The sequence below is a fragment of the Kitasatospora sp. NPDC001683 genome (genome assembly GCF_053596495.1).
On record NZ_JBSFGK010000050.1, the window covers coordinates 35192 to 60328 of the forward strand.

The 25137-nt window shown below is 74.6% G+C and carries 24 protein-coding genes, 1 tRNA gene and 1 pseudogene; 12 read left to right on the plus strand and 14 right to left on the minus strand.

Annotated features, from left to right (window positions below):
• The first annotated feature begins 165 nt into the window (after window positions 1-165).
• The 3 genes from ACWCYO_RS25060 (at window position 166) to ACWCYO_RS25070 (ending at window position 4675) form a co-directional block, all read left to right on the plus strand.
• Entirely contained in the window at window positions 166-1377 is a 1212-nt protein-coding gene (locus ACWCYO_RS25060) for a DNA polymerase III subunit delta' (RefSeq protein ID WP_449785468.1), read from the plus strand.
• A gap of 322 nt (window positions 1378-1699) precedes the next feature.
• Window positions 1700-2878, plus strand: a complete 1179-nt coding sequence (locus ACWCYO_RS25065; protein WP_270146057.1) for a hypothetical protein — start codon at window positions 1700-1702, stop codon at window positions 2876-2878.
• Window positions 2879-3004: 126 nt separating this feature from the next.
• Window positions 3005-4675 carry an alpha/beta hydrolase gene (locus ACWCYO_RS25070; protein WP_270146058.1) on the plus strand — a complete coding sequence of 557 codons (1671 nt, stop codon included), beginning with the start codon at window positions 3005-3007 and terminating at the stop codon, window positions 4673-4675.
• A 16-nt stretch (window positions 4676-4691) separates the two neighbouring features.
• Here the strand turns inward: ACWCYO_RS25070 and leuE are convergent, their stop codons facing one another.
• Window positions 4692-5345 (minus strand): leucine efflux protein LeuE, encoded by a 654-nt coding sequence (gene leuE, locus ACWCYO_RS25075; protein WP_270146059.1) that lies wholly within the window; start codon window positions 5343-5345, stop codon window positions 4692-4694.
• A gap of 183 nt (window positions 5346-5528) precedes the next feature.
• Between leuE and ACWCYO_RS25080 the strand changes: the two genes are divergently transcribed.
• A tRNA-Thr gene (locus tag ACWCYO_RS25080) sits at window positions 5529-5602 on the plus strand.
• Between the two features lie 329 nt (window positions 5603-5931).
• Here ACWCYO_RS25080 and ACWCYO_RS25085 read toward each other — a convergent pair.
• The 8 genes and pseudogenes from ACWCYO_RS25085 to ACWCYO_RS25120 all read right to left on the minus strand — a co-directional run bounded on the left by ACWCYO_RS25085 (window position 5932) and on the right by ACWCYO_RS25120 (window position 13287).
• Complete coding sequence (locus tag ACWCYO_RS25085) at window positions 5932-7653, minus strand: phytoene desaturase family protein (protein ID WP_449785456.1); 1722 nt, start codon at window positions 7651-7653, stop codon at window positions 5932-5934.
• A 236-nt stretch (window positions 7654-7889) separates the two neighbouring features.
• Window positions 7890-8030 (minus strand): annotated as a pseudogene (locus ACWCYO_RS25090) (beta-ketoacyl-ACP reductase); the annotation flags it as partial.
• A gap of 31 nt (window positions 8031-8061) precedes the next feature.
• A complete protein-coding gene (locus tag ACWCYO_RS25095) occupies window positions 8062-8610 on the minus strand; it encodes a hypothetical protein (RefSeq protein ID WP_270146070.1) in 549 nt (182 codons plus the stop codon).
• A gap of 154 nt (window positions 8611-8764) precedes the next feature.
• A complete protein-coding gene (locus ACWCYO_RS25100; RefSeq protein ID WP_449785457.1) occupies window positions 8765-10351 on the minus strand; it encodes an ABC transporter permease in 1587 nt (528 codons plus the stop codon).
• Window positions 10345-11241, minus strand: coding sequence for an ABC transporter ATP-binding protein (locus ACWCYO_RS25105; protein WP_449785458.1), 897 nt, complete (start codon window positions 11239-11241; stop codon window positions 10345-10347). The genes ACWCYO_RS25100 and ACWCYO_RS25105 overlap by 7 nt, the downstream gene beginning before the upstream one ends.
• Window positions 11242-11419: 178 nt before the next feature.
• The gene (locus ACWCYO_RS25110; RefSeq protein WP_270146073.1) at window positions 11420-11995 is read right to left on the minus strand and encodes a TrmH family RNA methyltransferase; all 576 of its coding nucleotides are present in this window, start codon (window positions 11993-11995) and stop codon (window positions 11420-11422) included.
• Complete coding sequence (locus ACWCYO_RS25115) at window positions 11992-12636, minus strand: class I SAM-dependent methyltransferase (protein ID WP_449785459.1); 645 nt, start codon at window positions 12634-12636, stop codon at window positions 11992-11994. The genes ACWCYO_RS25110 and ACWCYO_RS25115 overlap by 4 nt, the downstream gene beginning before the upstream one ends.
• A gap of 183 nt (window positions 12637-12819) precedes the next feature.
• On the minus strand, window positions 12820-13287 hold the full coding sequence (locus tag ACWCYO_RS25120; protein WP_270146075.1) for a carboxymuconolactone decarboxylase family protein: 468 nt from the start codon (window positions 13285-13287) through the stop codon (window positions 12820-12822).
• A gap of 197 nt (window positions 13288-13484) precedes the next feature.
• Between ACWCYO_RS25120 and ACWCYO_RS25125 the strand changes: the two genes are divergently transcribed.
• A complete protein-coding gene (locus ACWCYO_RS25125; protein ID WP_270146076.1) occupies window positions 13485-13682 on the plus strand; it encodes a hypothetical protein in 198 nt (65 codons plus the stop codon).
• 20 nt (window positions 13683-13702) lie between these two features.
• Here the strand turns inward: ACWCYO_RS25125 and ACWCYO_RS25130 are convergent, their stop codons facing one another.
• Complete coding sequence (locus tag ACWCYO_RS25130) at window positions 13703-16639, minus strand: lysylphosphatidylglycerol synthase domain-containing protein (protein ID WP_449785460.1); 2937 nt, start codon at window positions 16637-16639, stop codon at window positions 13703-13705.
• A 66-nt stretch (window positions 16640-16705) separates the two neighbouring features.
• Complete coding sequence (locus ACWCYO_RS25135) at window positions 16706-17005, minus strand: SDR family oxidoreductase (protein ID WP_449785461.1); 300 nt, start codon at window positions 17003-17005, stop codon at window positions 16706-16708.
• On the opposite strand from ACWCYO_RS25135, the gene ACWCYO_RS25140 reads away from it, so the two are divergent.
• From ACWCYO_RS25140 to ACWCYO_RS25160, 5 genes are all read left to right on the plus strand, one after another.
• Window positions 16986-17522: an MmyB family transcriptional regulator gene (locus tag ACWCYO_RS25140; protein WP_449785462.1), complete on the plus strand. Its 537-nt coding sequence runs from the start codon at window positions 16986-16988 to the stop codon at window positions 17520-17522. The two genes, ACWCYO_RS25135 and ACWCYO_RS25140, sit on opposite strands and share 20 nt — an antisense overlap.
• Entirely contained in the window at window positions 17519-17785 is a 267-nt protein-coding gene (locus ACWCYO_RS25145) for a UBP-type zinc finger domain-containing protein (protein WP_270146079.1), read from the plus strand. Before ACWCYO_RS25140 ends, ACWCYO_RS25145 begins: the two co-directional genes overlap by 4 nt.
• Before the next feature lie 135 nt (window positions 17786-17920).
• Entirely contained in the window at window positions 17921-18190 is a 270-nt protein-coding gene (locus ACWCYO_RS25150; protein WP_270146080.1) for a hypothetical protein, read from the plus strand.
• A gap of 220 nt (window positions 18191-18410) precedes the next feature.
• Window positions 18411-19388 (plus strand): sigma-70 family RNA polymerase sigma factor, encoded by a 978-nt coding sequence (locus ACWCYO_RS25155; protein ID WP_449785463.1) that lies wholly within the window; start codon window positions 18411-18413, stop codon window positions 19386-19388.
• A gap of 102 nt (window positions 19389-19490) precedes the next feature.
• Window positions 19491-19982 carry an NUDIX domain-containing protein gene (locus ACWCYO_RS25160; protein ID WP_270146082.1) on the plus strand — a complete coding sequence of 164 codons (492 nt, stop codon included), beginning with the start codon at window positions 19491-19493 and terminating at the stop codon, window positions 19980-19982.
• Between the two features lie 66 nt (window positions 19983-20048).
• Here the strand turns inward: ACWCYO_RS25160 and ACWCYO_RS25165 are convergent, their stop codons facing one another.
• The 3 genes from ACWCYO_RS25165 to ACWCYO_RS25175 form a co-directional block, all read right to left on the minus strand.
• A complete protein-coding gene (locus ACWCYO_RS25165; RefSeq protein ID WP_449785464.1) occupies window positions 20049-20810 on the minus strand; it encodes a Clp protease N-terminal domain-containing protein in 762 nt (253 codons plus the stop codon).
• A gap of 107 nt (window positions 20811-20917) precedes the next feature.
• Window positions 20918-21655: a tyrosine-protein phosphatase gene (locus tag ACWCYO_RS25170; protein ID WP_449785465.1), complete on the minus strand. Its 738-nt coding sequence runs from the start codon at window positions 21653-21655 to the stop codon at window positions 20918-20920.
• Window positions 21656-21784: 129 nt separating this feature from the next.
• Window positions 21785-22510 (minus strand): VC0807 family protein, encoded by a 726-nt coding sequence (locus tag ACWCYO_RS25175; RefSeq protein ID WP_270146085.1) that lies wholly within the window; start codon window positions 22508-22510, stop codon window positions 21785-21787.
• Window positions 22511-23048: 538 nt separating this feature from the next.
• Here ACWCYO_RS25175 and ACWCYO_RS25180 point away from each other — a divergent pair.
• Both ACWCYO_RS25180 and ACWCYO_RS25185 read left to right on the plus strand, forming a co-directional pair.
• Complete coding sequence (locus ACWCYO_RS25180) at window positions 23049-23882, plus strand: RNA polymerase sigma factor (protein WP_405000690.1); 834 nt, start codon at window positions 23049-23051, stop codon at window positions 23880-23882.
• A complete protein-coding gene (locus ACWCYO_RS25185; RefSeq protein ID WP_449785466.1) occupies window positions 23879-24859 on the plus strand; it encodes a hypothetical protein in 981 nt (326 codons plus the stop codon). The genes ACWCYO_RS25180 and ACWCYO_RS25185 overlap by 4 nt, the downstream gene beginning before the upstream one ends.
• The last annotated feature ends 278 nt before the right edge of the window (window positions 24860-25137 follow it).

Genomic DNA, 25137 nt, shown 5'->3' on the forward strand with positions numbered 1-25137 from the left:
GCGGGCGCCGCCCGTCGTCGTCGGAGCGGACGGGGCCGTGCGTACCAGGGGCCGGCCGCGTGACCGCGTGACCTGGACGGAGCAGTGGCTGTCGGAGCGGAGACGTATGCTCGACGGCGGGGAATCGGCGCCGGGAGCGCTGTCGTACGGAGCTTGGGAGCAGCAGTGGCCGTCTGGGACGACCTGGTGGGCCAGGATCGGGTGGTCGACCAGCTGACCGCCGCGGCCCGGGCGGCCGGGGCGACGGTCGAGGCCGGTCGCGGTGCCGCTCCGGCCAGGGGCGGGAACGCCTCCCTGATGACGCACGCCTGGCTGTTCACCGGCCCGCCCGGTGCCGGGCAGGTCACCGCGGCGCGCGCCTTCGCCGCCGCCCTCCAGTGCACCAGCCCCGACCTCGCGCTCGGCGGCACGCCCGGCTGCGGGTTCTGCGACGGCTGCCACACCGTGCTGGCCGGCAGCCACGCCGACGTCAAGTACGTGCGGACGGACGGTCTGTCCATCGGCGTCGGCGACATGCGCGACCTGGTGCTGCGCGCCTCCAGCTACCCGACCGGCGGCCGCTGGTCGGTGATCCTGGTGGACGCCGCCCACCGGCTCACCGAGGCCGCCGCGAACGCACTGCTCAAGGGTGTGGAGGAACCCTCCCCGCGCACCGTCTGGCTGCTCTGCGCCCCCTCCGTCCAGGACGTGCTGCCGACCATCCGCTCGCGCTGCCGCCTGTTGGTGCTGCGCACGCCCGCCGCCGAGGCGGTCGCCGACATGCTGGTCCGCCGCGACGGCGTCGACCCGGAGACCGCCCGGCTGGCCGCGCTCGCCGGGCAGGGCGACGTCGAGCGGGCGCGCCGCCTCGCCGTCGACGAGCAGGCCCGCACCCGCCGCGCCGAGGTGCTGCGGATCCCGCTGGAGGTCGCCGACATCGGTGGCTGCCTGACGGCCGCCCAGCGCCTGGTCGACACCGCCAAGGCCGACGCCGAGGCGCTCGCCGAGACCCAGGACGCCAAGGAGACGGACGACCTGAAGGCCGCCTACGGCGCCGCCGAGGGCGGCAAGGCGCCGCGCGGCATGGCCGGGGCGGTCAAGGAGCTGGAGAAGCGGCAGAAGAGCCGCGCCACCCGCACCCGCCGGGAGACCCTCGGGGTCGCGCTGCTCGACCTGCTCGGCTTCTACCGGGACGTGCTGGCGATCCAGCTCGGCTCCACCGGCGCGCTCGCCAACGAGGACCAGCGGCAGGCGTTGAACCGGGTCGCCCAGGCCGGGCCGGCCGAGGGCACGCTGCGCCGGATCGAGGCGGTGCTCGCCTGTCGCACGGCGCTGGACCGCAACGTGGACCCGCTGCTCGCGGTCGAGGCGATGACGGTGGCGCTGCGGGCGGGCTGAGGCCGTCCGGCAGCTACGGGGTCCTTTCCCCGGTCCTGCCCGGATCGTCCTGGTTCGGTTGCGTAGGCCTCCCGGAGTCGGCCCGGTTCGGTTTCGTAGGCCTCCCGGAGTCGGCCCGGCATCCCACCTTCGAGTGAACGGGCGATACTCGCCGGGCACACCCGCGTGTGACGGCGCACCCGTTGTGCACGCTGGGGGCCGACTGTGCCCCGGCCGTAGCCCGGGCCTCCCCGTCGGGAGGGCCCGCCCGCCGGAGCGGTCGCCTCCCGTACGGCACCGGGTCCGGTCCGGCGTCGGCCCTCCTCCCGAGGTGGTGCGTTCCGTGGTTCGTCCGCTCCTCGTCATCCCCCTGCTGGCCGCCGCCGTCGGCGGGCTCTGGCTGGCCCGCGGTGCGCTCCAGCGCTGGCGCGACCTGCGGGCCGCCGAGACCTACGAACTGGCCGGCGACCGGTGGCCGATGCTGATGCGGGCGGGCGGGGCGATGGTCTGCGGAGTGTGCGTCACCGCGTTGACGGTGCTCACCGCGCTCGGGGCGTTCGGCGGGCTGAGCAGGGGCGGCGCGGGGGCCGACCGAGCGGGGTCCGCCATCGACGCGGCCGCGGCGGGGGCCTGGCCGAGGTCGGCGCCGGGGTCGGTGCCGGGGGCGGCGGTCCGGCAGCAGGCGGCGCCGCCGGACGCTGTGGCGTCCGCCGCGCCCGCTGCGTCCGCGAGTGCGACGCCGGGCGGGACACCCGCCGTGACCAGCCGCTTCGACAGCGTCGGGCATCCGGGCGGCGGCGAGCTGCTGCAGTCCGCCGTGCTCGGACCCGACGGGAAACCGCGCAACGTCCGGGTCTGGCTGCCGCCGCAGTACGCCAAGGAGTCGAACGCGCGCTTCCCGGTCGTCGTGATCCACGCCGCCACCCCGCGCAAGACCGCCGACGCCGAGGTGCCGGACGTCTTCGAGGGCATCGGTGCGGCCCTGCAGACCGGCCGGGTCCGTCCGTTCATCCTGGTCGCGCCCGAGGCGCCGAGCGGCACCGCGCACCCCTGCGAGCTGGTCGCCGCCGCCCCGGCCGCCGTCGCCGACGACGCGACGCTGCGCACCACCATCGCGGCCTCCTTCCGCACCTTCCCGCCCGGTCCGGCCTCCTGGGGCACCCTCGGGGTCGAGGGCGGCGCGCCGTGCGCGGCCGCGGCCGGGCTGGCCCGGCCGGACCTCTACGGCGTGGCCGCCGCGGTCTCCGGCCGCTACGACGCCGCCGCGCTCACCCAGACCGGGGCCGAGGCCCCGGCGGGCAGCTCGGCCAAGCTGCTGCTGGCCGCCGCCAAGGGCGACGCCGCCGGGCTGGACGCGGCCCGCAAGCTCCAGAGCGCGCTCAAGGCGGGGCCGGGCCCGGCGGCCAAGGCCGATGTGCGGATCTCGGACAACGTGCAGGACTACTCCGCGGACCGGGAGCGGCTGCGGCTGCTCCGGCAGGCGGCGCAGTTCCTGGCCGAGGCGCTGGCCAAGGCGTCCTGAGCGCCGGCCGAGCGGGCGTTACGCTGCCCGGTACCCGGGGGACGGGTACCGGGCAGCGTCGTTTCTTCGTTCTCGTACTTTTCTCGTACTTTTCTCGGATGTCCCGGAGCGGTGGAGAGGAAGCGGATGAGGGCCTTCGGGCGGGTGCGGGTGGCGGCCGTGGTGCTCGCGGTCGGGCTGGTGGCGGTCTCGGCGGGCGGGTGCAGCGGGGGTTCCCCGGGCTCGGCCACGGGGGCCGGTGAGCCCGGCTCGTCCGGCTCGTCCGACTCGACCGCCTCCACCGGGTCCGGCGCGGCTTCGGCTGCCGCCGTGACCCCGCTGGAGCCGCTGCCCGCCGTCGTACCGGCCGCGCTCGCGCCGTACTACGCGCAGCGGCCGACCTGGCAGCCGTGCGACGGCGGGTTCGAGTGCACGACCTTCCGGGTGCCGACGGACTACGACCGACCCGGCGACGGCGACCTCACCCTCTCGGCCGTCCGCGCCGCCGTCGTACCGGGCGGCTCCGGCAGTACCAGTGGCTCAAGTGGCTCAGCCGGCGCAGGCGGTGAGGCCCGGTTGGGTTCGCTGCTGCTCAACCCGGGCGGTCCCGGCGGCTCGGCGATCGAGTACCTGGAGACCGTCGCCGGGACGTTCGACCGCACCGTGCGCACCCGGTACGACCTGGTAGGCCTCGACCCGCGCGGGGTTGGCCGCAGCAACCCCGTCAGCTGTCTGAGCGGCGAGCGGATGGACGCCTTCACCGCCGCCGATCTGGCCCCCGGCGACCAGCGGGCGATCGACGCGCTGGTCGCCGCCGACAAGGAGTTCGCCGAGGGCTGCCGCAAGCAGGCCGGACCCGCGCTCGGCCACCTCAGCACCGTCGAGGCGGCCCGCGACATGGACGTGCTGCGTGCCCTGCTCGGCGACGAGCGGCTGAACTTCGTCGGCAAGTCGTACGGCACCTTCCTCGGCGCCACCTACGCCGGGCTGTTCCCGAGCCGGGTCGGGCGGCTGGTGCTGGACGGCGCGATGGACCCGGCGCTCGACTCGGTCACCGGCAACCGCACCCAGGCCGGCGGCTTCGAGACCGCCTGGGGGGCCTTCGCCAAGGACTGCGCCAAACGCGAGGACTGCCCGCTCGGCCGCACCGAGCAGCAGGTCGGCGACCAGCTCAACGCCCTGCTCGCGGCCGTCCACGCCCAGCCGCTGCCGAGCACCGACAACGGGCGCCGGCTCACCGCCTCCCAGGCCACCACCGGCGTGGTCCAGGCCATGTACGCCGAATTCCTGTGGCCCAAGCTGCGCACCGCGCTCACTGACGCCAGGGCGGGCGACGGCACCGGCCTGCTGAAGCTCTCCGACGCGTACTACGGGCGCAAGGCGGACGGCACGTACCCCAACCTGATGTTCGCCAACACGGCGGTGAACTGCCTCGACCTGCCCGCCCCGTTCCGCTCGCCGGAGGACGTGCAGCGGGCGGTGCCGGATTTCGAACGGGCCTCGCCGCACTTCGGCCGCGACATGGCCTGGATGGCGCTGACCTGCGCCTACTGGCCGGTCCGGGCCACCGGCGCGGCCCACACCATCCGGGCCACCGGTGCCGCCCCGATCGTCGTCGTCGGCACCACCCGCGACCCGGCCACCCCGTACGCCTGGGCCCGCTCGCTGGCCGGGCAGCTCGAGTCCGGCCGACTGCTCACCTACGACGGGGACGGCCACACCGCGTACGGGCGGCGCAGCACCTGCGTGGACGACGCGGTCAACCGGTACCTGCTCACCGGGGAGGCCCCGGAGCAGGGCCAGCGCTGCGACCGGTAGCCGCGCTTTCGCGTTGTCAGGCGGAGGAGACCGCCAGCTTCGCGGCGAAGCCCGCGAACAGCACGGCGACGCCGCTGGTCAGGGTCGCGGACAGGCGCTTGCGGCGGCGGAACGCGGTGGCGAGCGTGGTGCCGGCGAAGATCACCAGGGAGAGGTAGAGCAGGCTGAAGGTCTGCAGGATGCCGCCGAGCAGGGCGAAGGAGAGCGCGGGCTGTCCGTAGGACGGGTCGACGAACTGGGTGAAGAACGACAGCAGGAACAGGATCGCCTTCGGGTTGAGCAGGCTGATCACCAGCGCCCGCCGGAACGGCCGCTCGCCCGCCTCCGGCGCCGCCTCGGCCGCCGCCGGGTCGGCCTCCGCCCGGCGCTCGCGCCAGAGCTGGCGGGCGGCCCGCAGCATCCCGAACCCGATCCACAGCAGGTAGGCGGCGCCGCCGAGCTTGACCACCGCGAACACCGCCGGGTTGGCCTTCAGCAGCGAGGCGGCCCCCAGCGAGGTCAGGCTGATCAGCGTGAGGTCGCCCATGAACACGCCCGCCGCGGCCCGGTACCCGGTCCGGATGCCCTTGCGGGCGGCGACCGACAGCACGTACAGCGAGTTGGGGCCGGGCAGCAGGATGATGACGAGCGCGCCGAGGACGTACGTCGCCAGGTGGTTGACACCGAACACGGTGCACTCCGGGGGTGGGGGAGGGGTGACAGGGGGCGCTCATCGTAACGTCGTACCGGCGATCGATTGAAGCGAAAACCATCCGCCCCCACCGCACCCCCCACCCGCCCCGACCACCCCGGCTACGGATCACCTGCGAACCTGTGTAGACTGACCCGCGTTGCCACCACACGTGGCAGCGGTGCCGCCTTAGCTCAGTTGGCCAGAGCAACGCACTCGTAATGCGTAGGTCGCGGGTTCGAATCCCGCAGGCGGCTCAGGTTTCGGAAGGCCCGGTCAGATGTTCTGGCCGGGCCTTTTGCGTTGCGTCGGGCGTTGTCGGCGAGAAGATCACGAAGTCGACGAGCCGGGGTCGAATGCCCGTCGTCGAAGCCGACGGCTCTCGAGGTCGACTACCTGATCGTCGGGGCCGGGGCCATGGTGGATGAGGACGGCTGGAACGCCGGGATGCGGGGCTGGCCTCGGCCAGCGAGATCCTCGACTACTTCGAGCAGGTGATGCGGAAGACCCTCCTGCCCACCGGCCGCGTCGCCCCCCGGGAGGGGGTGGGCGGCGCGTACGGAGTCGGGCAGGGTGGGCGCGGGGGTCAGCCGATTCGGGCGAGGCCCTTGGCGTTCCGGCGGGCGCGGCCGCGGGAGACCAGCAACGGGTCCCAGTCCGGGCCGCGGTCGGGCAGCTTGGCCGGGTCGCCGAGCACCGCGCCGGCCGCCACCTCAGGCAGCAGGCGGCGTCCGAGCACCTGTCCGGCGGCGGCGATCCCGCCGGTGGCGACCGCGCTCAGGCCGCTGCCGAAGCGGGTGTTCTGGCCGACCACGTAGAGGCCCTCGACCTCGGTGCGCACGTCCGGCCGCTGGCTGACGTTGCCCCAGCGGGCCATGCCGTAGGGGGTGCCGCCGGTGCTGCGGATGTAGCGCTCGTGGCTGAGCGGGGTCGCCGCCTCCAGGTGGGTGATGCGGTCCCGGAAGGGGCCGATCGCCTTCTCGGCGGTGGTCACCATCAGCTCGGTGAACTGCTGCTTGCGGGCCTGGTAGGCGGCGTCCCGGCGGTAGGGCTCGCCGTCCGCCGGGCCGCCCCGTACGCCCCAGAAGTCGTAGCCGGGCGGGCAGAGGGTCAGCAGCTGGAAGTTGCTGTGGCCGGGCGGGCAGACCGCGGCCGCGCCCGGGTCCTTGTGGGAGGCGAAGGAGAACATCAGCATCGGGATCGAGTCCACGGTGCCGTCGCGTTCCCAGCTCTCGATCATCGCCGCGTGCGCGGCCTCCATGTCGTCGCTGCCGTGCCACCAGATGTTGGCGTTGGGCAGGCCGGGCAGTTCGGTGTCGAGCGCGACGTACACCGCGACCAGGGCGCCGCGCATGGTGGCCGCCCGGGTCCGGCCGACCAGCTCGGCGGAGAACGCCTGCTCGCCGCCGCACAGGTCGAGCACGGTGCGCCGGTAGTCCGCGTTGGAGATCACCAGGGGGGCGGATATCCGTCTGCCGTCGGCGAGTTCGACGCCGGTGGCGCGCCCCTGGTCGATCAGGATGCGGCGCACCTCGCAGCGGGTGCGCAGCTCGCCGCCGTACGACTCCAGGGCCTCGACGAAGGCGGCCACCAGGGCCTGTCCGCCGCCCTCCGGGTAGTAGGCGCCGCGCATGTAGTGGTCGAGCATGGCGGCGTGCTCGGCGAAGGTGATGCCGTCCGGCATGGTGCCGTAGTTGCCGGCCTGGGCGGCGATCAGGGTGCGGCCCTTGGGTGAGAGCTCGCAGTGGTCCAGGGCCTCGGCCAGGGTCCGGGTCCGGCGGGACCAGCGCATGGTGTCGGGGAACTGGCGGAACAGCTCGACCATGGGGCGGCCGACCAGGCTCTCCCGGGTGGCACCGGACACCGTCCCGGCGATGTGGACGAAGCGGTCGATCCCCTCGGTCTCCTCGGGCAGCGCCGCGCGGAGCCGGTCGCGGTAGGCCGCCCAGCCGGCCGGCACGTCCACCGTGGCGGTGGGGGTGATGATCCGGTCGAAGCCCTGCTCGTTGTCCATCGGGCGGAAGGTCACCCGGTCGCGGACGCCGAGGCCGGACAGGATGGCCGGGAGGATCCCGTCCGGCCCGCAGTCGCCGATGTAGTGGGTGCCCACGTCGAACTCGTACTTGCGGCGGCGCCGGAAGACGTGGGCGTTGCCCCCGGCCACGTCGTGCTGCTCGACGACGAGCACCCTGCGCCCGTCGGCAGCCAGATAGGCCGCGCTGACCAGTCCGCCCAGGCCGCTGCCGACCACGATCGCGTCGTAGTGGTCCTCGCCGCCCCCCGCCGTCGGACCCTGCACTCCCCGCATTTCCGCCCCCCACTCGTCTGCCCATGGGCACGTGCCGCCGTCATGGATGTGGATCTCGAAGGCCGGCCCGCTGATGTGTGCCGTCCGATCGCACGGCGGGAAGGAGACCGGATCAGCCACCTCCTCGGGCTTGCCGACCCGGCCGAGCGCGACGTTCCCCGCATCCGCTCCAGCGCGGCCTCGGACAGCTCGCCGACCAGGTCGGTGGCGATCGGGCCCGGGGCGACCGCGTTGGCTCGCACGCCGCGCGGGCCGCACTCCTTGGCCGGGGAGCCGGTGAATCCGGTGATCCCCGCCCCGGAGGCGGCGCAGTTGGCGCGGGCGACGTTACCGTAAATCCCTGATGCTGACGACAGGTTGACGATCGGTCTGTTGATGCGTTCGGGGCCGGTGGGGGCGGCCCGGCCGTCACCGCCGGAGGAAGGTCCCGCCGGCGATGACCCAGAGGCCGGCCGGAACCGGGCCGCACTTGACGACTTCGGTGTGCATCTGGGGGTTGGTGTGGTTCCAGCCGACCCGGCGCTGGTGCTGCTCGTCGGTCGGGTAGAAGGTGAGGCCGGCCTCGGGGTGCTGCCCCTCCTGATAGAGGTACGGCTCGCCCCCGAGCGGGGTGACCACGGTCTGCGAGATGGGCCCGGTCACGGTGATGGCGCCGTTCCCGTCGACGGTCAGGCAGTCGACGTCGAACTCGGCCCGGGTGGTGCCGGACTTCTCGAACACGTGCTGCACCACGACGTGCCCCCGCGGGTGGCCGCCCACCGTACGGGCGCTGACCTGCGCGGTGAGTCGCTCGCCCGGGTTGGGGCCCGGGCCGTGCTCGTTGAGCAGGGTCCAGCTGTACAGGGACAGGTGTTCGGCGGACGCGGACGCGGGCGCGGCTGTGGCGGTGCCGGCGGTTCCGGCGGCGAGAGCCACGGCCGCGGTGGTCAGCGCGATGGCGGTGGTGAGCTTGCGCATGGTCAATCCTCGATCAGGAGAAGGGAGTCGGGTCGTTTTCCGACTGCCTCCAAGCTCCCAGTCCATTCCGCCCCGCGGCCTCCGCCGCAGGGAGGGACCGGCTCCCCCCGGTGGGGGAACCGCCCCTCCTCCGCCCGGCTCACCGAGTGGCGTGTCACCGGGCGGCGTGGCGTATCGCGTCCAGGGCGAGCGCGGCCGCGGCCAGCGCGGCGGCCAGGCCCGCGACCGCCGGCGGGGCCGGGGCCCGGTCCCCGGAGACGCCGAGGAAGTCCAGCCCGGAGACGTGGGTGACCATCCCGTACCAGAGCATCGGGTAGACGGTCTGGAACAGCCGGGGCCCGTGGGTGAGGCTGCCGCAGAGCAGCGCCAGGGCGGGGACCAGCAGGGCGCCCGCGATGGCGCCCGCCGCTGCCCTGGACTGCCCGGCACCGGCCAGTCGCAGAGCGGGTACGGCCACCACCGCCAGCGCGGGGACGATCCCGGCGAGCAGACCGGCCAGCCCCCGGCGCAGCGGGGACGGACAGGAGGCGAGCAGCTGGTCGATGCTGCCGCCGTCGACTCGGTGGCCCATCCGGGACCAGAGCAGCATCGGCCAGAGCATCGCGAACGGCAGCGCCGGGTGGCTCGGTCCGTCCGGGGTGACGGCCGCCGCGACCATGGCGAGCACGGCCACGCCGGCCCACCACAGCCGCTGCCCCCGCACCAGGACCCGCAACTCCCCGAGCAGCGCGTCGAATCCGATGGGCCCCTGCCGGGGAACGGTCAGCCGGGTCAGGTCCAGGGCGAAGCCCGCCGGGCCGGCCGAGGACGCCGCCGCGCCCCCGGTCGGAGCGCCCGGAGCGCCCGCGCTGGTCCGCCCGGCCGACCCGGCGCCCGGGCGGACGTGCGGCCCGTCGAAGCTCCGGAGCCACAGCGCCCCGAGCAGCGCGGTCCCCACCGCCGCACCGGCCAGCAGCACCCCCGTGGCCGCCGGCCCGAGCGCCTCGCCCGGCCCGAGACCGGGCCAGTCGAAGGTGCCGAGCACCCGGTTGTCCGCCGTCAGGCCCACGCCGAACTCAACCCCGTCGACCGGCCGCCCGCCGGCCGCGAGCACCTCCCGGATCGAGGTGGTGATCCGCCGCATGCCCAGTAGGTCCGGTCCGCCGCCGGCCTGGGCGCCCACCACGCAGACCAGCCAGACCGCGAGCCAGACCGCCGCCCCCAGCCCGCCGCGCAGCCCGGGCACGGTGTCGAAGAGCACCGCGCACCCGGCCACCGCCGCCAGCAGCGGCAGCGTGATCAGGACGTACGGCAGCAGCAGCCGCACCACGTCCACCTGGTCCGAGTCGCCCTTGATCAGTTGCACCGCGAGCGCCGTTCCGGCCAGTGCGAGCAGCATCGAGCCGAACAGCAGCAGGTTGCTGACGAACTTGCCCGCCAGGTACCCGATCCGGCTCAGCGGGGTGGCGGCGAGGAGCCGGCCGACGCCGCTCTGCTCGTCCCGCCCGATGGCGCCCCGGGCGATCGCGAAGCCCACCAGCGAGAGCCAGACGGCGCCGCCGAGCGCCGTCACCGTCCCCAAGTAGCCGCTGGTGTAGCGGCCGCGCAGGTCGGTCACCTGGAACACCTCCCAGCGGGAGTCGCCCAGTGGTGCGGCCAGCAGCCCGAGCGCGAGGGTGCCGAGCAGCACGACCAGGTAGCCAGGGCGCCGTCGGCGCTCCCGGAAGTCGGCCAGGGCCAGTGCCCCGATCCGCGTCACCATGCCGCCACCTGCTCCGCAGCGGCCCGGTCGGCGGTGAGCAGCAGGTACGCGTCCTCCAGCCGGGGCGGTACCGGCCGCGCCTCGGGGGTGGGCGCGTGCCGGGACAGCACCCGTGCCCGGACGCCCTGCGGGGTGCGGGTGGTGCCGCCGAGCAGGAACCGCGAGCGCAGCGGCGGGAGTTGGTCGGCCGGGACGGTCAGCTCCCAGACCGAGCCCTCGGCGCCGCGCAGCAGGTCCTCCGCGCTGCCGTGGTGCAGCAGCCGACCGCCGCCCATCACCGCGATCCGGTCGGCGGTGGCCGCCACGTCCGGGACGATGTGGGTGGAGAGCACGACGATCCGTTCGGCGCCGAGCCCGCTCAGCAGACTGCCGAAGCGCAGCCGCTCCTCGGGATCGAGCCCGACCGTCGGCTCGTCCACGATCAGCAGCGCCGGGTCGTTGAGCAGTGCCTGGGCGATGCCGACCCGCTGGCGCATTCCGCCGGACATCGCCCCCAGGCGCTGCCCGGCCGCGCCCGAGAGGTTGACCAGTTCGAGCAGTTCCTCGATCCGGGCCTTGGCGGAGCGCCGCCGCAGCCCCTTGGCGGCGGCCAGGTAGGCGAGGAACTCGCGGGCGGTGAGCTGCGGGTAGACGCCGAAGTCCTGCGGCAGGTAGCCGACGGCGCGGCGCAGCGGCCCGGGGTGGCGGGCGATGTCCATCCCCTGCCACAGCACCCGCCCCGAGGTGGGCCGGGTGACCGTGGCCAGGATGCGCATCAGACTCGACTTGCCGGCGCCGTTGGCACCGAGCAGGCCGAGCACGCCGGGCCGGAGCGTCAGCGAGAAGGAGTCGACGGCGCGTTTGCCGCCCCGGTACTCCTTGGTGAGGTCGAGGATCTGGAGTTCGGTCACGCCCGAAATGCTTCCGTCCGGGCCGCTTCCGCACATCTGCCTTTCGGCAGATATCCGAGGGCTTCCGGCGCGGAGAACGCCGGAGGGGTGGGCCTTTCGGCACACCCCTCCGGTCATCTGATCCGATGTCAGGCCTGGTTGGTCGCGGTCAGTTCTCGCCGGTCCTGGTCAGTCCTGGTCAGTCCTCGTCGCCGAAGTCGCCGCCGGCGTCGCTCCCGTCCGGGGTGCCGCTGAGCGCGAACCCCTGGCGGCGCGCCTCGTAGCAGGCCACCGTGGCGGCCGCCGAGACGTTCAGCGAGCCGACCCGGCCCAGCTGCGGCACGAACACCACCTGGTCGCAGAGCGCCAGCGCCTCGGGCGTGATCCCGCGGTCCTCGTGCCCGAGCACGAAGGCCACCGCCGGGGTCAGCTCGGCGGCGAACATCGGCACCGCCTCGTCCGCCAGCTCCAGCCCGACCACCTTGAAGCCGTCCGCCTTCGCGGCCGCGACCGCCTCGGCGACGGTCGGGAAGTGCTCCACCTTCAGGTACTTGTCCGTGCCCATCGCGGCCTTCTGCGCACCGGTCGAGCGCACCGACGGGGTGTCCCCGGTCAGGTACAGCTTCTCGGCGCCCATCGCCGCCCCGGTCCGGACCACCGAGCCGACGTTGAACGGCGACTGCAGGTTCTCCAGGATCATCGCGAGCCGGAACTCGTTGCTGCGCCGCCACGAGCGGTGCAGTCGCTTCAGTTCGGTCCCGCGCAGCTGCTTCACGACGTCGTTCCCCGTCCACTCTCCGAGCCCTCGCCCGCATCCGGGCGGGGCCGTGCTTCCAGAATCCGGAACCCGTTGACCGACGTGACCCGGGACGTCGGGTAGCCCTGGTCGTTGAGCCACTTCTGCAGCGAGTCCGAGCCCAGGTGCTTCTGCACCACGAGGAACGCCGAACCGTCCGGGGTCAGTCGGCCGAGCCAGTGCGTCAGCAGCCTGCGCAGCTCGGCCTTGCCGATCCGGATCGGCGGATTGGAGTAGATGGTGGCGAACCGGAGGTCCTCGGGGACGTCGTCCGGCAGCGCGGCCTGGACGTTGCCCAGCCGCAGCGCCTCGGCGTTCAGCCGGACCAGCTCCAGCGCGCGCTCGTTGACGTCCACCGCCCAGACCGGCAGCCGCTTGCGCCGGGTCGCCCAGGTCAGCGCGATCGGGCCGTAGCCGCAGCCGATGTCCAGGATCGGCCCGCGCACCCGCGGCTGCGGGGCGTGCTCCAGCAGGATCCGGGTGCCCTGGTCGAGCCGACCGTGCGAGAACACCCCGGTGTCGGTGGTCAGTTCGAGGGTCAGGTCCGGCAGCGAGACCGTGATCGGCCGGCGCTCGCTGGCGACCTCGGGTGCACTGGAGAAGTAGTGCGAGCCGGACATGATTTCCCCGTCGTTCGTATGGGCCTCGGGGCCACCGGGTGGGTGTGGGTAAGCCCTGGGTACGGCACCGATCGTACCCCCGGTGGCCTGCGGCGCGTTCCGCGCGGCCCCGCGGTGCGGGCCCGCCGGAGGCCCGCCGGGGACCCCGACGGGGGCGGAGCGAGGGCGGGCCGGCCGTCGGCGTTACAGCGTGCCCGGGGTCTTGCGGGTGGTGATGTTGATCCGGTTCCAGGCGTTGATGGTGAAGCACACCGAGATCAGCTGTGCCAGCTCCGCCTCGGCGAAGTGATCGGCGGCCCGGGCGTACACCGCGTCCGAGACCCCGGCGCCGATCCGCACGATCTCCTCGGCCAGCGCGAGCGCGGCCCGCTCGCGCTCGCTGTACACCCCGGCCGGGGCCTCGTGCCAGACCGGCAGCAGGTAGATCCGCTCGTCGGTCTCGCCGGCCTTGCGGGCGTCCTTGGCGTGCATGTCCAGGCAGTACGCGCAGTTGTTCAGCTGCGAGGTGCGCATCTGCACCAGCTCGACCAGCGCCGGGTCGAGGCCCTCGCGGGCGGCCGCGTCCAGGGCGATCATCGCGCGGAACACCTTGGGGACGGTGCGGGCGTAGTCGAGGCGGGCGGGGGCGGAGGTGATCTCGTTCGTCGTCATGGCTACGACCCTAGGAGCGGAATGCACCCGTGCCATGGGTCATTCCGGTGCGGAATCCATGGGTCAATTCGGCCCGGTGGCGCGACCGGACAACACGCCGGAGCGGCCCCGGCGCGTCGCGTCCGCGCGCCCGGCGGCGGATACTGCCAGTACGCCATCCGGGCCCTGGGAGTCTCCCGACAGTGAGGACGGACGCCATGCCGCAGGACCACGAGGACTACCTGATCGACGAGACCACCGAAACCGTCGAACCCGACGAGGAGGAGCCCACCGGCGACGAGTACGACGAGGTCGCCGAGCGCCGGGCTCTCGGCGCGGACCCGGCCACCGACGTCGCCGACGCCGCCGAGCAGAGCCGGATCGTCCAGCTCGACGAGGACGACTACCGCGAGTAGGCCGTCCGGCCCCACCACCCCTACAGCGCCTTGCGGCGCTGCAGCCAGGTCATCGCCGCCCAGCCCGGCAGCACCGGCAGGATCAGCGTCAGCAGCCGGAACAGCGCCACCGCCGCCAGCGCACCGCCCTCCTCCATCGACGCGGTCTGTTGCAGCCCGATGACCAGCGCCATGTCCACCGCGCCGGCCCCGCCCGGAGTCGGCGCGGCGTTGCCCGCCGCATTGCCGACCAGGAACACCACGGCCACCGAGGCGAAGGACGGCACCCGGCCGATCGCCAGGGCGCAGCAGTACAGGCAGGAGATCAGGCAGAGCGACACCAGCAGCTGCCCGGACACCCCCACCGCCAGCCGGCCCGGATTGCGCAGCAGGTCCAGCAGGCGCGGCAGCACCTGAGCCGTCAACGGCCGCAGCCGCGCCCCCAGCCACCGCCGGGCCGGCGGGATCGACCACACCACCGCCAGCAGCACCGCGGCCACCACCAGCCCGACGACCACGGCGGGCAGTGCCTCCAGTTCCGAACCGCCCGGCTGCGCGTCCACCAGGTAGACGAAGGCCCCCAGCTGCAGCAGGTGCAGCACCAGCCCGATCAACTGCCCCACCCCGACGCTGGACAGCGCCTGCGCGGTCGGGATGTTCGCCTGCTGCAGCAGCCGGGTGTTCAGCGCGATCCCGCCGACGCCCCCGGGGGACACCAGCTTCACGAACGCCCCGGCCAGCTGCGCCAGCACGACGTTGCGGAAGTCCAGCCGCTCCGGAACGAACCCGACGAACCCCATCCCCGCCGCCACGTGGCTCAGCCCCGCCGCCACCACCGCCAGCGCCAGCCACCACGGATCGGCGTCCGCGAGGGCCGCGATCGGGTTGTCCTCGGCCGCGAAGAACTGCGGGATCAGCAGCCACCCGGCCACCACCCCGCCCACCACCGCCAGCAGCGTCCGCGGCCGCAGCCGTTCCAGCCGCACCGGCCGCCCCACCACCTCCGGTCGACCGCGCAGCACCTCCGCCCGGATCTCCTCGAGCAGGCCGCCGGTCGGGCCCGGCTCGCCGCCGCCGGAGTCCTGCTGCTCGGCGGAGGGCTCGTCGGCGCCGCGACGGTCTGCCCCGACCGGGCGGACCGGGCCGGTCGGCGCTGCGGCGTACGACCCGGTGGGGGCGGCAGCGCTGCCCGAGCCGCCGTCCCCTCCCGTGGTCGGCCCGGCGACCGCGGCGCCGGCCCCATCGGTGGCCATGCCGATCGTCGCGGGCTCGCCGCTGTCGCCGTGCCCCGGCCGCGCCTCGCCTGCCGGCACGGCCGTGCCGACCTCGCGGGTGAGCAGGGGCGGGGCCGCGTGCCGCCCGGTCGGGCGCGCGCCGCCGGCCGCTTCCGCCGGGCAGCCCTCCAGCGCCTGCGGGTCCGCGGCCGCCGCCTCCTTCCCGTCCGGGTGGCGCTTGAGCGACTGGCGGGTAGTGCGGGCGAGGGCTATCGGCTGGAGGAGGGGGAGGGCGGCGCCCAGGGCGTCGGGTCCGAGGACGGTGGTGGCGGCGCGGACGGAGCGGGCGGCGCCGGCCCGGAGGGCGAGGGTGGTGAGGAGCTGGGCGATGTCGCAGCGCAGGACGAGTTCGCTCGCCGCGATGTCGCCGTCGGCGAAGTCGACCAGGTGGACCGCGCCGGTGTCGTCGACCAGCAGGGAGGAGGGGACGAGGGCGCGGTGGGCGATCTCGCGGCGCTGGAGCAGGGCGAGCTGGCTCCAGGCGTCGGTGAGGAGCTCGTCGGTGATCTCCGAGTCGTCGAGCTGGTCCAGGGTGCGGCCGACCAGGTGCTCGTAGGCGATCAGGGCGGTGTCGTGGCCGAGGCCCGCGGTGGCGGCGATCCGGCGGGTGCGCACTCCGGCGGCGAGGGCCGCGTAGGTGACCAGGGCCTCGTGTTCCAGCCCGGTGCGCGGTGAGCGCAGTGCGCGGGGGTGGGGCGCGGTGCGCAGCCGCAGTCGACGCCAGGCGCGCTGGACGGCGGCAGCCGTGACGGCCTGCCGGTCGAGGAGTTGGACGTCGAGTTCGGACCGCTCCTCGGCCTGCCGGATCCGGTAGTGGTCCGGTCCGGCGGGGAGGGCCTCGACGGGCCGCAGCCCGCTGTCCCGCAGGGCGCGCAGGACCTCCCCGGGCCTGGGCCGCGGGTCCGGGGTGCCGACGGCGTACAGGGTGCCGTGGGCGCCGGTCCAGCCGATCAACAGGCCGAGCAGCAGCGCGGTGGGGGTGGCGTACCCGCCGGCCAGTCCGGCGAGGCCGGAGAGCGCGAGGACGGCCCAGGGCAGGCGCCGTTCGCGACTGCCGGAGGCGGTCATGAAGGCGAGGACGGGGGCGAGGTAGCCGTAGACCGGTTCGGTGTGCCCGAGCAGGTTGCCGGGGAGCGGCTGGGTGAGTGCGGTGAGCAGTGAGGGCGGGGCGAGGTCGTCGGCCCACAGGTCCAGGGCGAGGGTGGCGCCGTACGCGGTGACGGCGGCGAGCAGGCCGTCGGAGACCTGTTGGAGGGCGCGCCGCCGGTCCGGGCCGAGCAGGCGGCGGACGGCGAGTCCGACCGGCAGCAGCAGGACGGCGGCGGTGGTGAGCCCGCCGGCCAGGCCGGCCAGGGTCTGCGGCACCAGTGCGGCGGCCTCGGCGACGTCGGAGGCGATGCCCACGGTGGTGGCGCGGGCGTAGTCGGCGAGCAGCAGGGTGAGCGCCATCGCGAGCAGGCCGGTGAGCAGCCGGATCAGGGCGACGGGCTGCCGGATCCGGCCGGCGTCGGACAGCGGTCGGGCCCGCCGCTGCTCGGCGCCCGGCCGTCCCGCTGCGCCCGCGCCCGCGCCCGCGTCTGTGCCCGCGCCTGCGCCGTTGCCCGGTTGCCCGGGTATGCCCCCGCTGGTGTCCGGCCGCCCGGCCGGGGCCGTACTGCCGCCCCCGCCGGTGTCGCCGTCCGTTCTCCCCGTCACGATCGCCACGGGTGGCATGCTCCCATGCCACCCGTGGGTCCGGAGCGGGGATCCGGCCCTCGTCAGGCCCGATGGTCAGGTCTGCCGGGTCGGCAGCACCACCTGGTGGCGCGGGTTGACGTGCCGGGGGCGGCTGACGGTGTAGGCGATCAGGTCGGCGACGTCCTCCGCGTGGAGCGCCGGGATGGCGGCGAACATGCCGCCGAGTTGCTCCCGCAGCGCCGGGTTGTCGATGTGTCCGCCGAGTTCGGTGTCGGTCAGGCCGGGCGCGATCGCGCTGACCCGGACGTCGCGCGGGCCGAGTTCGGCGCGCAGGGCGGCGGACAGCTGGGGTTTCTCCGAACCCGCCGCCGCCATGGCGGGTTCGCCGCCCAACCAGGCCCGGGACGCCTTCCTCGACCCCGCCGCCGCCCGCGACTTCCACCCCCAGTGGGAGGCGGTCGTCGCGGAGCCCGTCGCCCAGCTGCGCCGGGACGCCGGACCGCACCCCGACGACCCGGCCCTGGCCGCCCTGGTCGGCGAACTGTCGCTGTGCAGCGAGGAGTTCCGCCGGCTCTGGGCGGACCACCTGGTGCGGGAGAAGACCAGCGGCGTGAAGCTGCTCCGGCACCCGCTGGTCGGCGGGCTCGAGTTCGGCTACGAGATCCTGACCGTCAACGGCGTGCCGGACCAGATGCTGGTCGTCTACACCGCCCCACCGGACTCGCCCACCGCCCAGAAGCCGGCCCTGCTGGCCAGTTGGACGGCCCCGGATGCCGCGCCCGCCACCTCGCCGGGCCCGGCCGGGGCCGGTACGGCGGCACCCGGGGCGGCGGAGCCCGGCACGCCACCCACTCCCGGGGGCGTCCTGAAGCGGCGGCCCGGCCCCGGCCGTCATAGCCTTCGACCATGAGCGCCTGCGAAGACCTCGCCATGGCCCCCCGGGACATCGAGCCCCTCCCGCCCACCGACGGCTGCGCCGACTGCCTGGCCCAGGGCCGTCGGGACTGGGTGCACCTGCGGATCTGCCTGGACTGCGGCCACATCGGCTGCTGCGACAACTCGCCGCAGCGGCACGCCACCGCGCACTTCCACAACTCCTCCCACCCGGTGATCCGCTCGTACGAGCCGGGGGAGGACTGGCGGTGGTGCTTCGTCCACGAGGTCATGGGCTGAGCACGCCCCCGGCCGCCCGGACCCCGGCCTCCCCGGTGGCACCGGCCCGCTGGCCGGATAAAATCCGGACATAACGCCCGTGCGGCCCCTCCGGTCGGCATCCGTCCGGCCGTGGCCGCCGAAGGGAGGCCGACGATGACCAAGCGCACAGCGGGCAGCACCGCCAAGTTCCGCCAGGGCACCCAGGACCTACTGGAACGCCGGGGCATGGTGAGCACGCCCAGCCGGCTCGGACCGAAGCCGCTGGCCGGCGTGGTGTCCTCCGCCGCCGCGAACCCCTCCGGAGACGCCTTCCGCCACGGTGGGCGCGACGCGGCGTCCTCGGTGGTGCCCTCCGCCCCGGCGATGCACGCGGAGCTCAAGGGGCACCGGCACCGCGGCGCGGAGAAGCACTCCGTCCACTGAACGACGGCCCCACAGAACGACGGCCCGGCTGACGACCGGCCCGGCCGGCCGACGGCCCCCTGCCGGAGGTCGAAGGTCCCGCGGGGGCGGACGCCACCGGTCCGGCGTCCGCCCCTGACGCACGCTCAGGGCGCTTGCCGCTCCGCCCCGCCGGGTTGTCGGTACGGTGCGCTACGTTCGTCCCGTTCAGCGGCACGCGGCAATAGGACGGGGGCGCGCCATGGCCGATGTGATCACGGAGGAGCCGGTCGAGCTCCAGTTGGAGCGGTACCGCACCGAACTCACCGGCTACTGCTACCGGATGCTCGGTTCGGTCTTCGAGGCCGAGGACGCGGTGCAGGAGACCATGGTCCGCGCCTGGCGCGGGCACCGGGGCTTCGAGGGGCGGGCCGCGCTGCGCTCCTGGGTGTACCGAATAGCCACCAACGTCTGCCTGGACGCGCTGAACGGCCGCAAGGGCCGCGCCCGTCCGATGGATCTCGCCGGTCCGGTGACGGTGGCCACCGCGAGCGACGCCCGGCTGCCCGGGGTGACGTGGATCGGCCCCGCGCCGGACGACCGGGTCCTGGCCGGGACGGGGGATCCGGCCGACGTGGCCGCCCAGCGCGAGTCGGTGAAGCTGGCCTTCGTCGCCGTGCTGCAGCGCCTCGCGCCCCGGCAGCGGGCGGTGCTGATCCTGCGCGAGGTGCTCGGCTGGAAGGCCGCCGAGGTGGCCGAACTGCTCGGCGTCACGGTCGCCTCGGTCAACAGCGCGTTGCAGCGGGCGCGCGCGGTGCTCGCCGCCGACTCCTCGGCCGCCCGCCCGGCCCCCGCGATGGACGAGGCGCAGCGGGCGCTGCTGGACCGCTACGTCCGCGCCTTCGAGGCGTACGACATGGACGGCCTGGCGGCGCTGCTGCACGAGGACGTCACGCTCAACATGCCGCCGTTCGCGATGTGGCTGCGGGGGCCGGAGGAGATCCGGGCCTGGATGCTGGGCCCGGGGCACGGCTGCCGGGGCTCCCGGCTGCTGCCGGTGACGGCCAACGGCGGCCCGGCCCTCGCCCAGTACCGGCCGAGCCCGGCCGGCGGGCACGAGCCGTGGGCGCTGATCGTGCCGGAGGTGTCGGAGGGCCGGATCACCGGGCTCACCAACTTCCTGGACACCGACGTGCTCTTCCCGCTGTTCGGTCTCCCGGCCCGGCTACCCGCCGAGTAGGCCTCCCGGCCCGGCTCCCCGCCGAGCAGGACGGTCGGGCCGGTCAGGGCGGCGGTGGCAGAGTGGGGGGCGACCGAACCGCCCTGCCCCAGGAGGAACACCGTGACGGCTGAGCCCTTGAGATCCCGCGAGGAGTGGCTGGCCTCCCTGCCCCGGATCTACGCGGCGGCGGGCTGCCTGCTGCGCGACGAGTCCGGCCGGATCCTGATCGTGAAGGCCGGGTACCGCGAGCACTGGCAGTTCCCGGGCGGGACGATCGACCTCGGCGAGGGCCCGGTCGAGTGCGCCGAGCGGGAGTTGGCTGAGGAGACCGGCATCGTCCAGGAGGCGGGCGATCTGCTGGCCATCTCCTGGACCCACCCCTCGGGTGAACTCGACCACCCCGCCCAGCACTTCCTGTTCGACTTCGGTACCGTCCCGGACGGCACCCCGGTGACCGTGCCGGCCGGCGAGCTGGACACCCACCGCTGGGCCCCGGTCGAGGAGGCACTGGAACTGCTCGGTCCGGCCCGTTCGGCCCGGCTGCGGGCGGCGTTGGCGGCGGCCGCCGACGGCCGGGTCCGGATCGTCACCACCCACGTCTCGGGATTCTGAGCGGAACGCGGAAGTGCCGTGCCCCGGGCGGGAGTTCCACCCGGGCACGGCGGGCCGACGGAGGTCTCACCGCTGCTGTCCGGACTCCGCGTTCCGGGCGGCGATGATGGCGGCGACGGCCTCGGCGATGAAGGTCTCCGCCTCGGACTTGTCCACCTTCAGTCCGGCGAGCACGCCCTCGCCGTTCTCGAACTCCAGCAGCGCGAGCAGGATGTGCTCGGTGCCGACGTAGTTGTGGCCGAGCTTGAGCGCCTCGCGGAAGGTCAGCTCGATCACCTTCTTGCCCTGCGCGTCGTACGGGATCAGCGCGGGGATCGCCTGCTCGACCGCGGTCGGCAGGACGGCGGTGGCCGCCGCCCGGACGGCCTCCGGGGTGACGCCCTGGGCGGCGAGCGCCTTGAGCCCGATGCCCTCGGGCTCGGCGAGCAGCCCGAGCAGGATGTGCTCGGCGGTGATCTCGGGGTTGCTCGCCTTCCTGGCCTCCTCCTGCGAGGCCACGATGACCTTGCGGGCCCGGGGCGTGAACCGGGCGAAGCCCTGCTCGGGGTCTAGGTCGGCCGGGGTGCCCGGGCCCTTGGGGACGAAGCGCTTCTGGGCGGCCTGCTTGCTGACGCCCATGCTGCGGCCGATGTCGGTCCAGGAGGCGCCGGAGCGGCGGGCCTGGTCCACGAAGTGGCCGATCAGGTGATCGGCGAGGTCGCCGAGGTGGTCGGCGGCGATGACCGCGTCGGAGAGCTGGTCGAGCGCGTCGGTGTGGACCTTCTTGATCGCGGCGATCAGGTCGTCGAGGCGCAGCGGAGTGGTGTTGGGAACAACGGGATTCTCCATGCGTCAACCGTAGGTTGTCGATCCGAGGATCGTCAACCATGAGTTGACGCTACCTGTGGGTAGCTTGTTTTCGTGTCCCGTCGAACGCCCCCGACGTGCTACGCGCCCTACGCGCCGGGCAGCAGCCGCTCCCGGACGGCGGCGATCCGGGCGGGCGTGACCCCCGCCGCGAGCAGGTAGCCCACCGGATCGAGCCCCTCGAGGGCGGCCGTCAGAGCGGCCTCGGCGGTGGTCCCGGCCTCGGCCAGCGCCGCGTCGATCCGGCGGTACGGGTCCGGCAGACCGAGCATCGCGTACAGCGGACGGACGTTGGGGGCGCTCAGCAGGTAGTCCTCGGCGATCGCGGCCCGGTCGACCCCGGCCAGGGCGAGCAGCAGCAGGGCGGCCAGGCCGGTGCGGTCACGGCCGGCGCCGCAGTGCACCACCAGTCCGCCGGGGCGGGCGTCGGCGATCGCGGTGACCAGCGCGGCGGCGGCGTGCGGGCAGTGCTCCAGGTACGGACGGAAGGCCAGTGGGGTGCCGTCCAGTCGGCCGTGGGTCTCCCACCAGGCGGGGCCGGCCAGCTCGTCCAGCGGGACGCGGACCAGTTCGACGTCCTCGGGGAGCGGGAGGAGCGGCTTGTACTCCTCGGCGTCGCGCAGGTCGACCACGGTGCGGACACCGTGGTCGAGGAGGGCGTCCCAGCCCTCGCGGGTGAGGCGGTCCAGGTTGTCCGCCCGGACTATCGCGCCACGGACGGTCGGTCGGCCGGAGGTGGTGGGCAGTCCGCCCAGGTCGCGGACGTTCAGGCAGCCGTCCCAGACGAGGGTGCGGTCCTCGGTGGTGGTCAGCGCGTCGGTCCGCATGGTGGGCTCCCCGTTTCCTCGGTCGGGGGCCCGTTACCCCCTCGTTATAAGGACTCCCGGGAGATCCCGATGGTTCCTGACTGTTCAAACGGTCGGAACCCGCAGTTCAGGCGGTGGCCCGAGCGGGGCTCAGGCGGCGACGGGGGCCTCGACCTCGGCCTCGACCTCGGCCTCGACCAGCTTCTCGATCGGCTCGACCGCGATCTGGCCGAGCAGCGAACCGCCCACGATCGCGCCGATCAGGAACACGGTGGACAGCCAGGCCATGGTCGACACCGGCAGGGTGAAGGCGCCGACCACCCGGGCCGCGCACTCGGCCAGCAGCGCGGTGCCCCAGATGCCGGCGAACACCCGCTCGTGGCGGTGGAAGGCCCGCGAGGCGGCCGCCCGGCCCTCGACCAGCCGCTGCCAGGCGGCGGCGCGATCCCGGTTGCCCTTGGTGACGAAGGGCATCAGCATCGGGGTCATCACCGGACGGCCGACCAGCGCCGAGACCAGGATCGCCAGCGCAACGGTGCCGCTCAGCAAGCCGTCCTTGGCGATCATCATCCGGGCGTCGCCGGTGACGAAGGTGAGCGCCAGGCCGGCCAGGTTGACCACCAGCATCAGCGAGGCCCACAGGTTGACCTTGCGCTCGCCCAGCAGGCCGAGGACGGTCCGGCCGGCCGAGAAGGCGCTGCTCCAGGCCAGCGCGGCGAACTCGCTCAGGCCGCAGGCCGAGTGCAGCAGGTAGTAGCCGGCCAGTGGCGCGACCACGTCGAGGACGATCGGGCGCAGCCCGGAGACCAGCGGGTTCGGCGCTTCGGCGGCCTGGGCGGGAGCGGCGGTGGCGGCGCTGACGGTCTGGCTGCTCATGGTGGGTTCCTCCCCCGGCTGGTGACTGCGGGCCGCTGCCCGCGTCGTGCCTCCAGTCTTTCCGTCCGGCCCTCCGTCGGAGCAGTGCCGTCCGTTGCGTGATCCGCATGACAGTTGTCACTGGGCGGACCGTGACACCGGCGCTGACCAGCTCATTCCTCCGGGGGCGTGCACAGCGCGCGGGCCGGCGTGTCCAGGCGGCGCACCGTCCGGAACCGTTCGTCCCCGACGGACGGGAGCCCCTGTGCGGCGCCGGCCAGGACGTCGTGCGACCGGCCCACCCCGCTCGACCGGGGAGCAGTCGGACGGGCCCGGGCGGACATCAGGAGTACGGGCGCGGGGTCACGGCGGCGGTCCGGCGGCTTCGGCGGACCCGGCGATCCGGTCACGGTCGCGACCTGAATCGATTCGTCCACCAACAAGCCTGGCGGGGGCGGCGTTCCGGGGTCGCGGACGAACGGCAGCCGGCCATTGGATCTTGGTTCCGACCGGTCCGGTCCTTCGACCGGAGCCGACCCGTTCGCTCGAATGGCGCATCATGTGGCGGGTGCAGAGTGCAGAACGCCCCGGAGCGGGCACCGGCAGCCCCCTCGGCCGGTCCGGACCAGTACCTCCCGCCGGCCCCCCGCCGGGCGGGGGCGCCGTTCCCACCGACCTGACCGAGGCGGTCCGCGCCGCGCAGGAGGGTGACGAACAGGCGTTCCGGCTGCTCTTCCGGACCGTCCAGCCGGGTCTGCTGCGCTACCTGAGAGTGCTGGTCGGCGGACGGCCGGAGGACATGCAGGACGCCGAGGACATCGCCTCCGAGACCTGGCTGCAGATCGCCCGCGACCTCCGCGGCTTCTCCGGCGACGGGGACGGCTTCCGCGGCTGGGCCGCCACCATCGCCCGCAACCGCGCGATGGACCACCTGCGCGCCCGCCGCCGCCGCCCGGTCGCCGACCTGCCGTTCGAGTACCTGGTCGAGCTGGCCGCCGGGGACGACACCGCGCGCGCCGCGCTCACCACGGTCGGCACCGCCGACGCGCTGGCGCTGATCTCCCGGCTGCCGCGCGACCAGGCCGAGGCGGTGCTGCTGAGAGTGGTCATGGAGCTGGACGCCGAGAGCGCCGCCCAGGTGCTCGGCAAGCGGGCCGGCAGCGTCCGGATGGCCGCCCACCGGGGGCTGCGGCGGCTGGCCAAGCTGCTGGACCAGCCCTTCGCCTCCGGCGCCGGGATCCCGGCCGCCCGGCGGACCGAACCGGGTGCCGCGGGCCGGGCCGCGCCGACCGCGAAGGAGCCCGCTGAGGAAGCCGCGGGGAAACCCGCGAAAAAAAGTTCTCCGCAGGGTGTGACAGAACGCCGGGCCGCGACGCTGAAGGACATGAGATGAGCACCAACCGATCCCGTCGGATCGACCGTGATGCCGCCGAGCAGCTGCTCGGCGGTGCCGTGGCCGCCCCGTCGGCCGGGCAGGACGCCTCGCTCACCGGACCGGACGGTCCCGGGCAGCTCGCCCGGGTGCTGGCCGCGGCCGCCGCCCCGGCGACGGCGGCGGAACTGGCCGGGGAGGAGGCCGCCCTGGCCGCGTTCCGGGAGGCGAGTCTCACGCCCGACCCCGTAGTGACCCCCATCCGGAGACGATCGATGGCAACCGCCGCGCTGGCCAGGGCCTTCAGCACGAAGGCCGCTGCCGCCGTGCTCGGCGCCACCGCGCTGTGCGGGGTCGCGGTCGCCGCCGGCACCGGGAACTGGCAGTCCGCCCTCGGCGGCGGCTCGTCCGAGCCGGAGCACACGGTGGCCACCTCGGGCAGCCCGTCCGGCTCCACCCGGAGCGCCACCGGCAGCACCGGATCCGCGTCCCCGAACGGCTCCGCCCGGCCGTCCACCGGCGCCTCGGCCGATCCCCACGGCCTCGCCCCGTCCGACCCCGCCTCGCCCGGCGGGAACGGCGTCCACCCCGCCCCACCCGCCGCGCTGGTCCCGCTCTGCCAGAGCTTCGCGGACCGCACGGCCAAGGGCGAGCACCCCCGCCAGCTGGCCGCCGACCCGGTCTTCGCCCAGCTGATCGCGGCGGCCGGCGGAGCGGACGGCGTGCCGGACTTCTGCGGCGGCTCCCTCAGCCGTCCGGGCGGCGACCACCAGGGCACCGGCGGGCAACCCGGCACCGCCGGGCACGGCGGCAGCGGCACCGGCAGCGGTGCGAGCAAGGGCAACGCGAACGGCGACACCAACGGTCAGGACACCAGCGGAGTCAAGCCCGGCAAGGGCGGCGTGACCCTCCCGAGCCCATCGGCCGTACCCACCCCGCCGAACGTCCATCCGAGCAGAACCGGCCCCTCCGAGGACGACCAATCGACCCGGAGATGACCCCCAGAACTCCGGGTGGGCGGCGAGCGACTCCCCCCGGGCTCGCCGCCCACCCGGACCGCACCACCCCGCAGTAACCGCAGGACGCACAACCACCCGAACCCCGGGTGGCCGGTTGGCTCCCCCGTGCCCGCCGTCCACCCGGCCGGCCCCGGCCGGACCGGCAGGCGCTCACCCCGGACGCGCCGCCGGCCCGGCGCGAAGTAGTCGCGCAGCCGATCGATCTTCCCGTCGCGGATGCGGAAAATCTGCACCAGAGACACCACCACGTCGTCTCC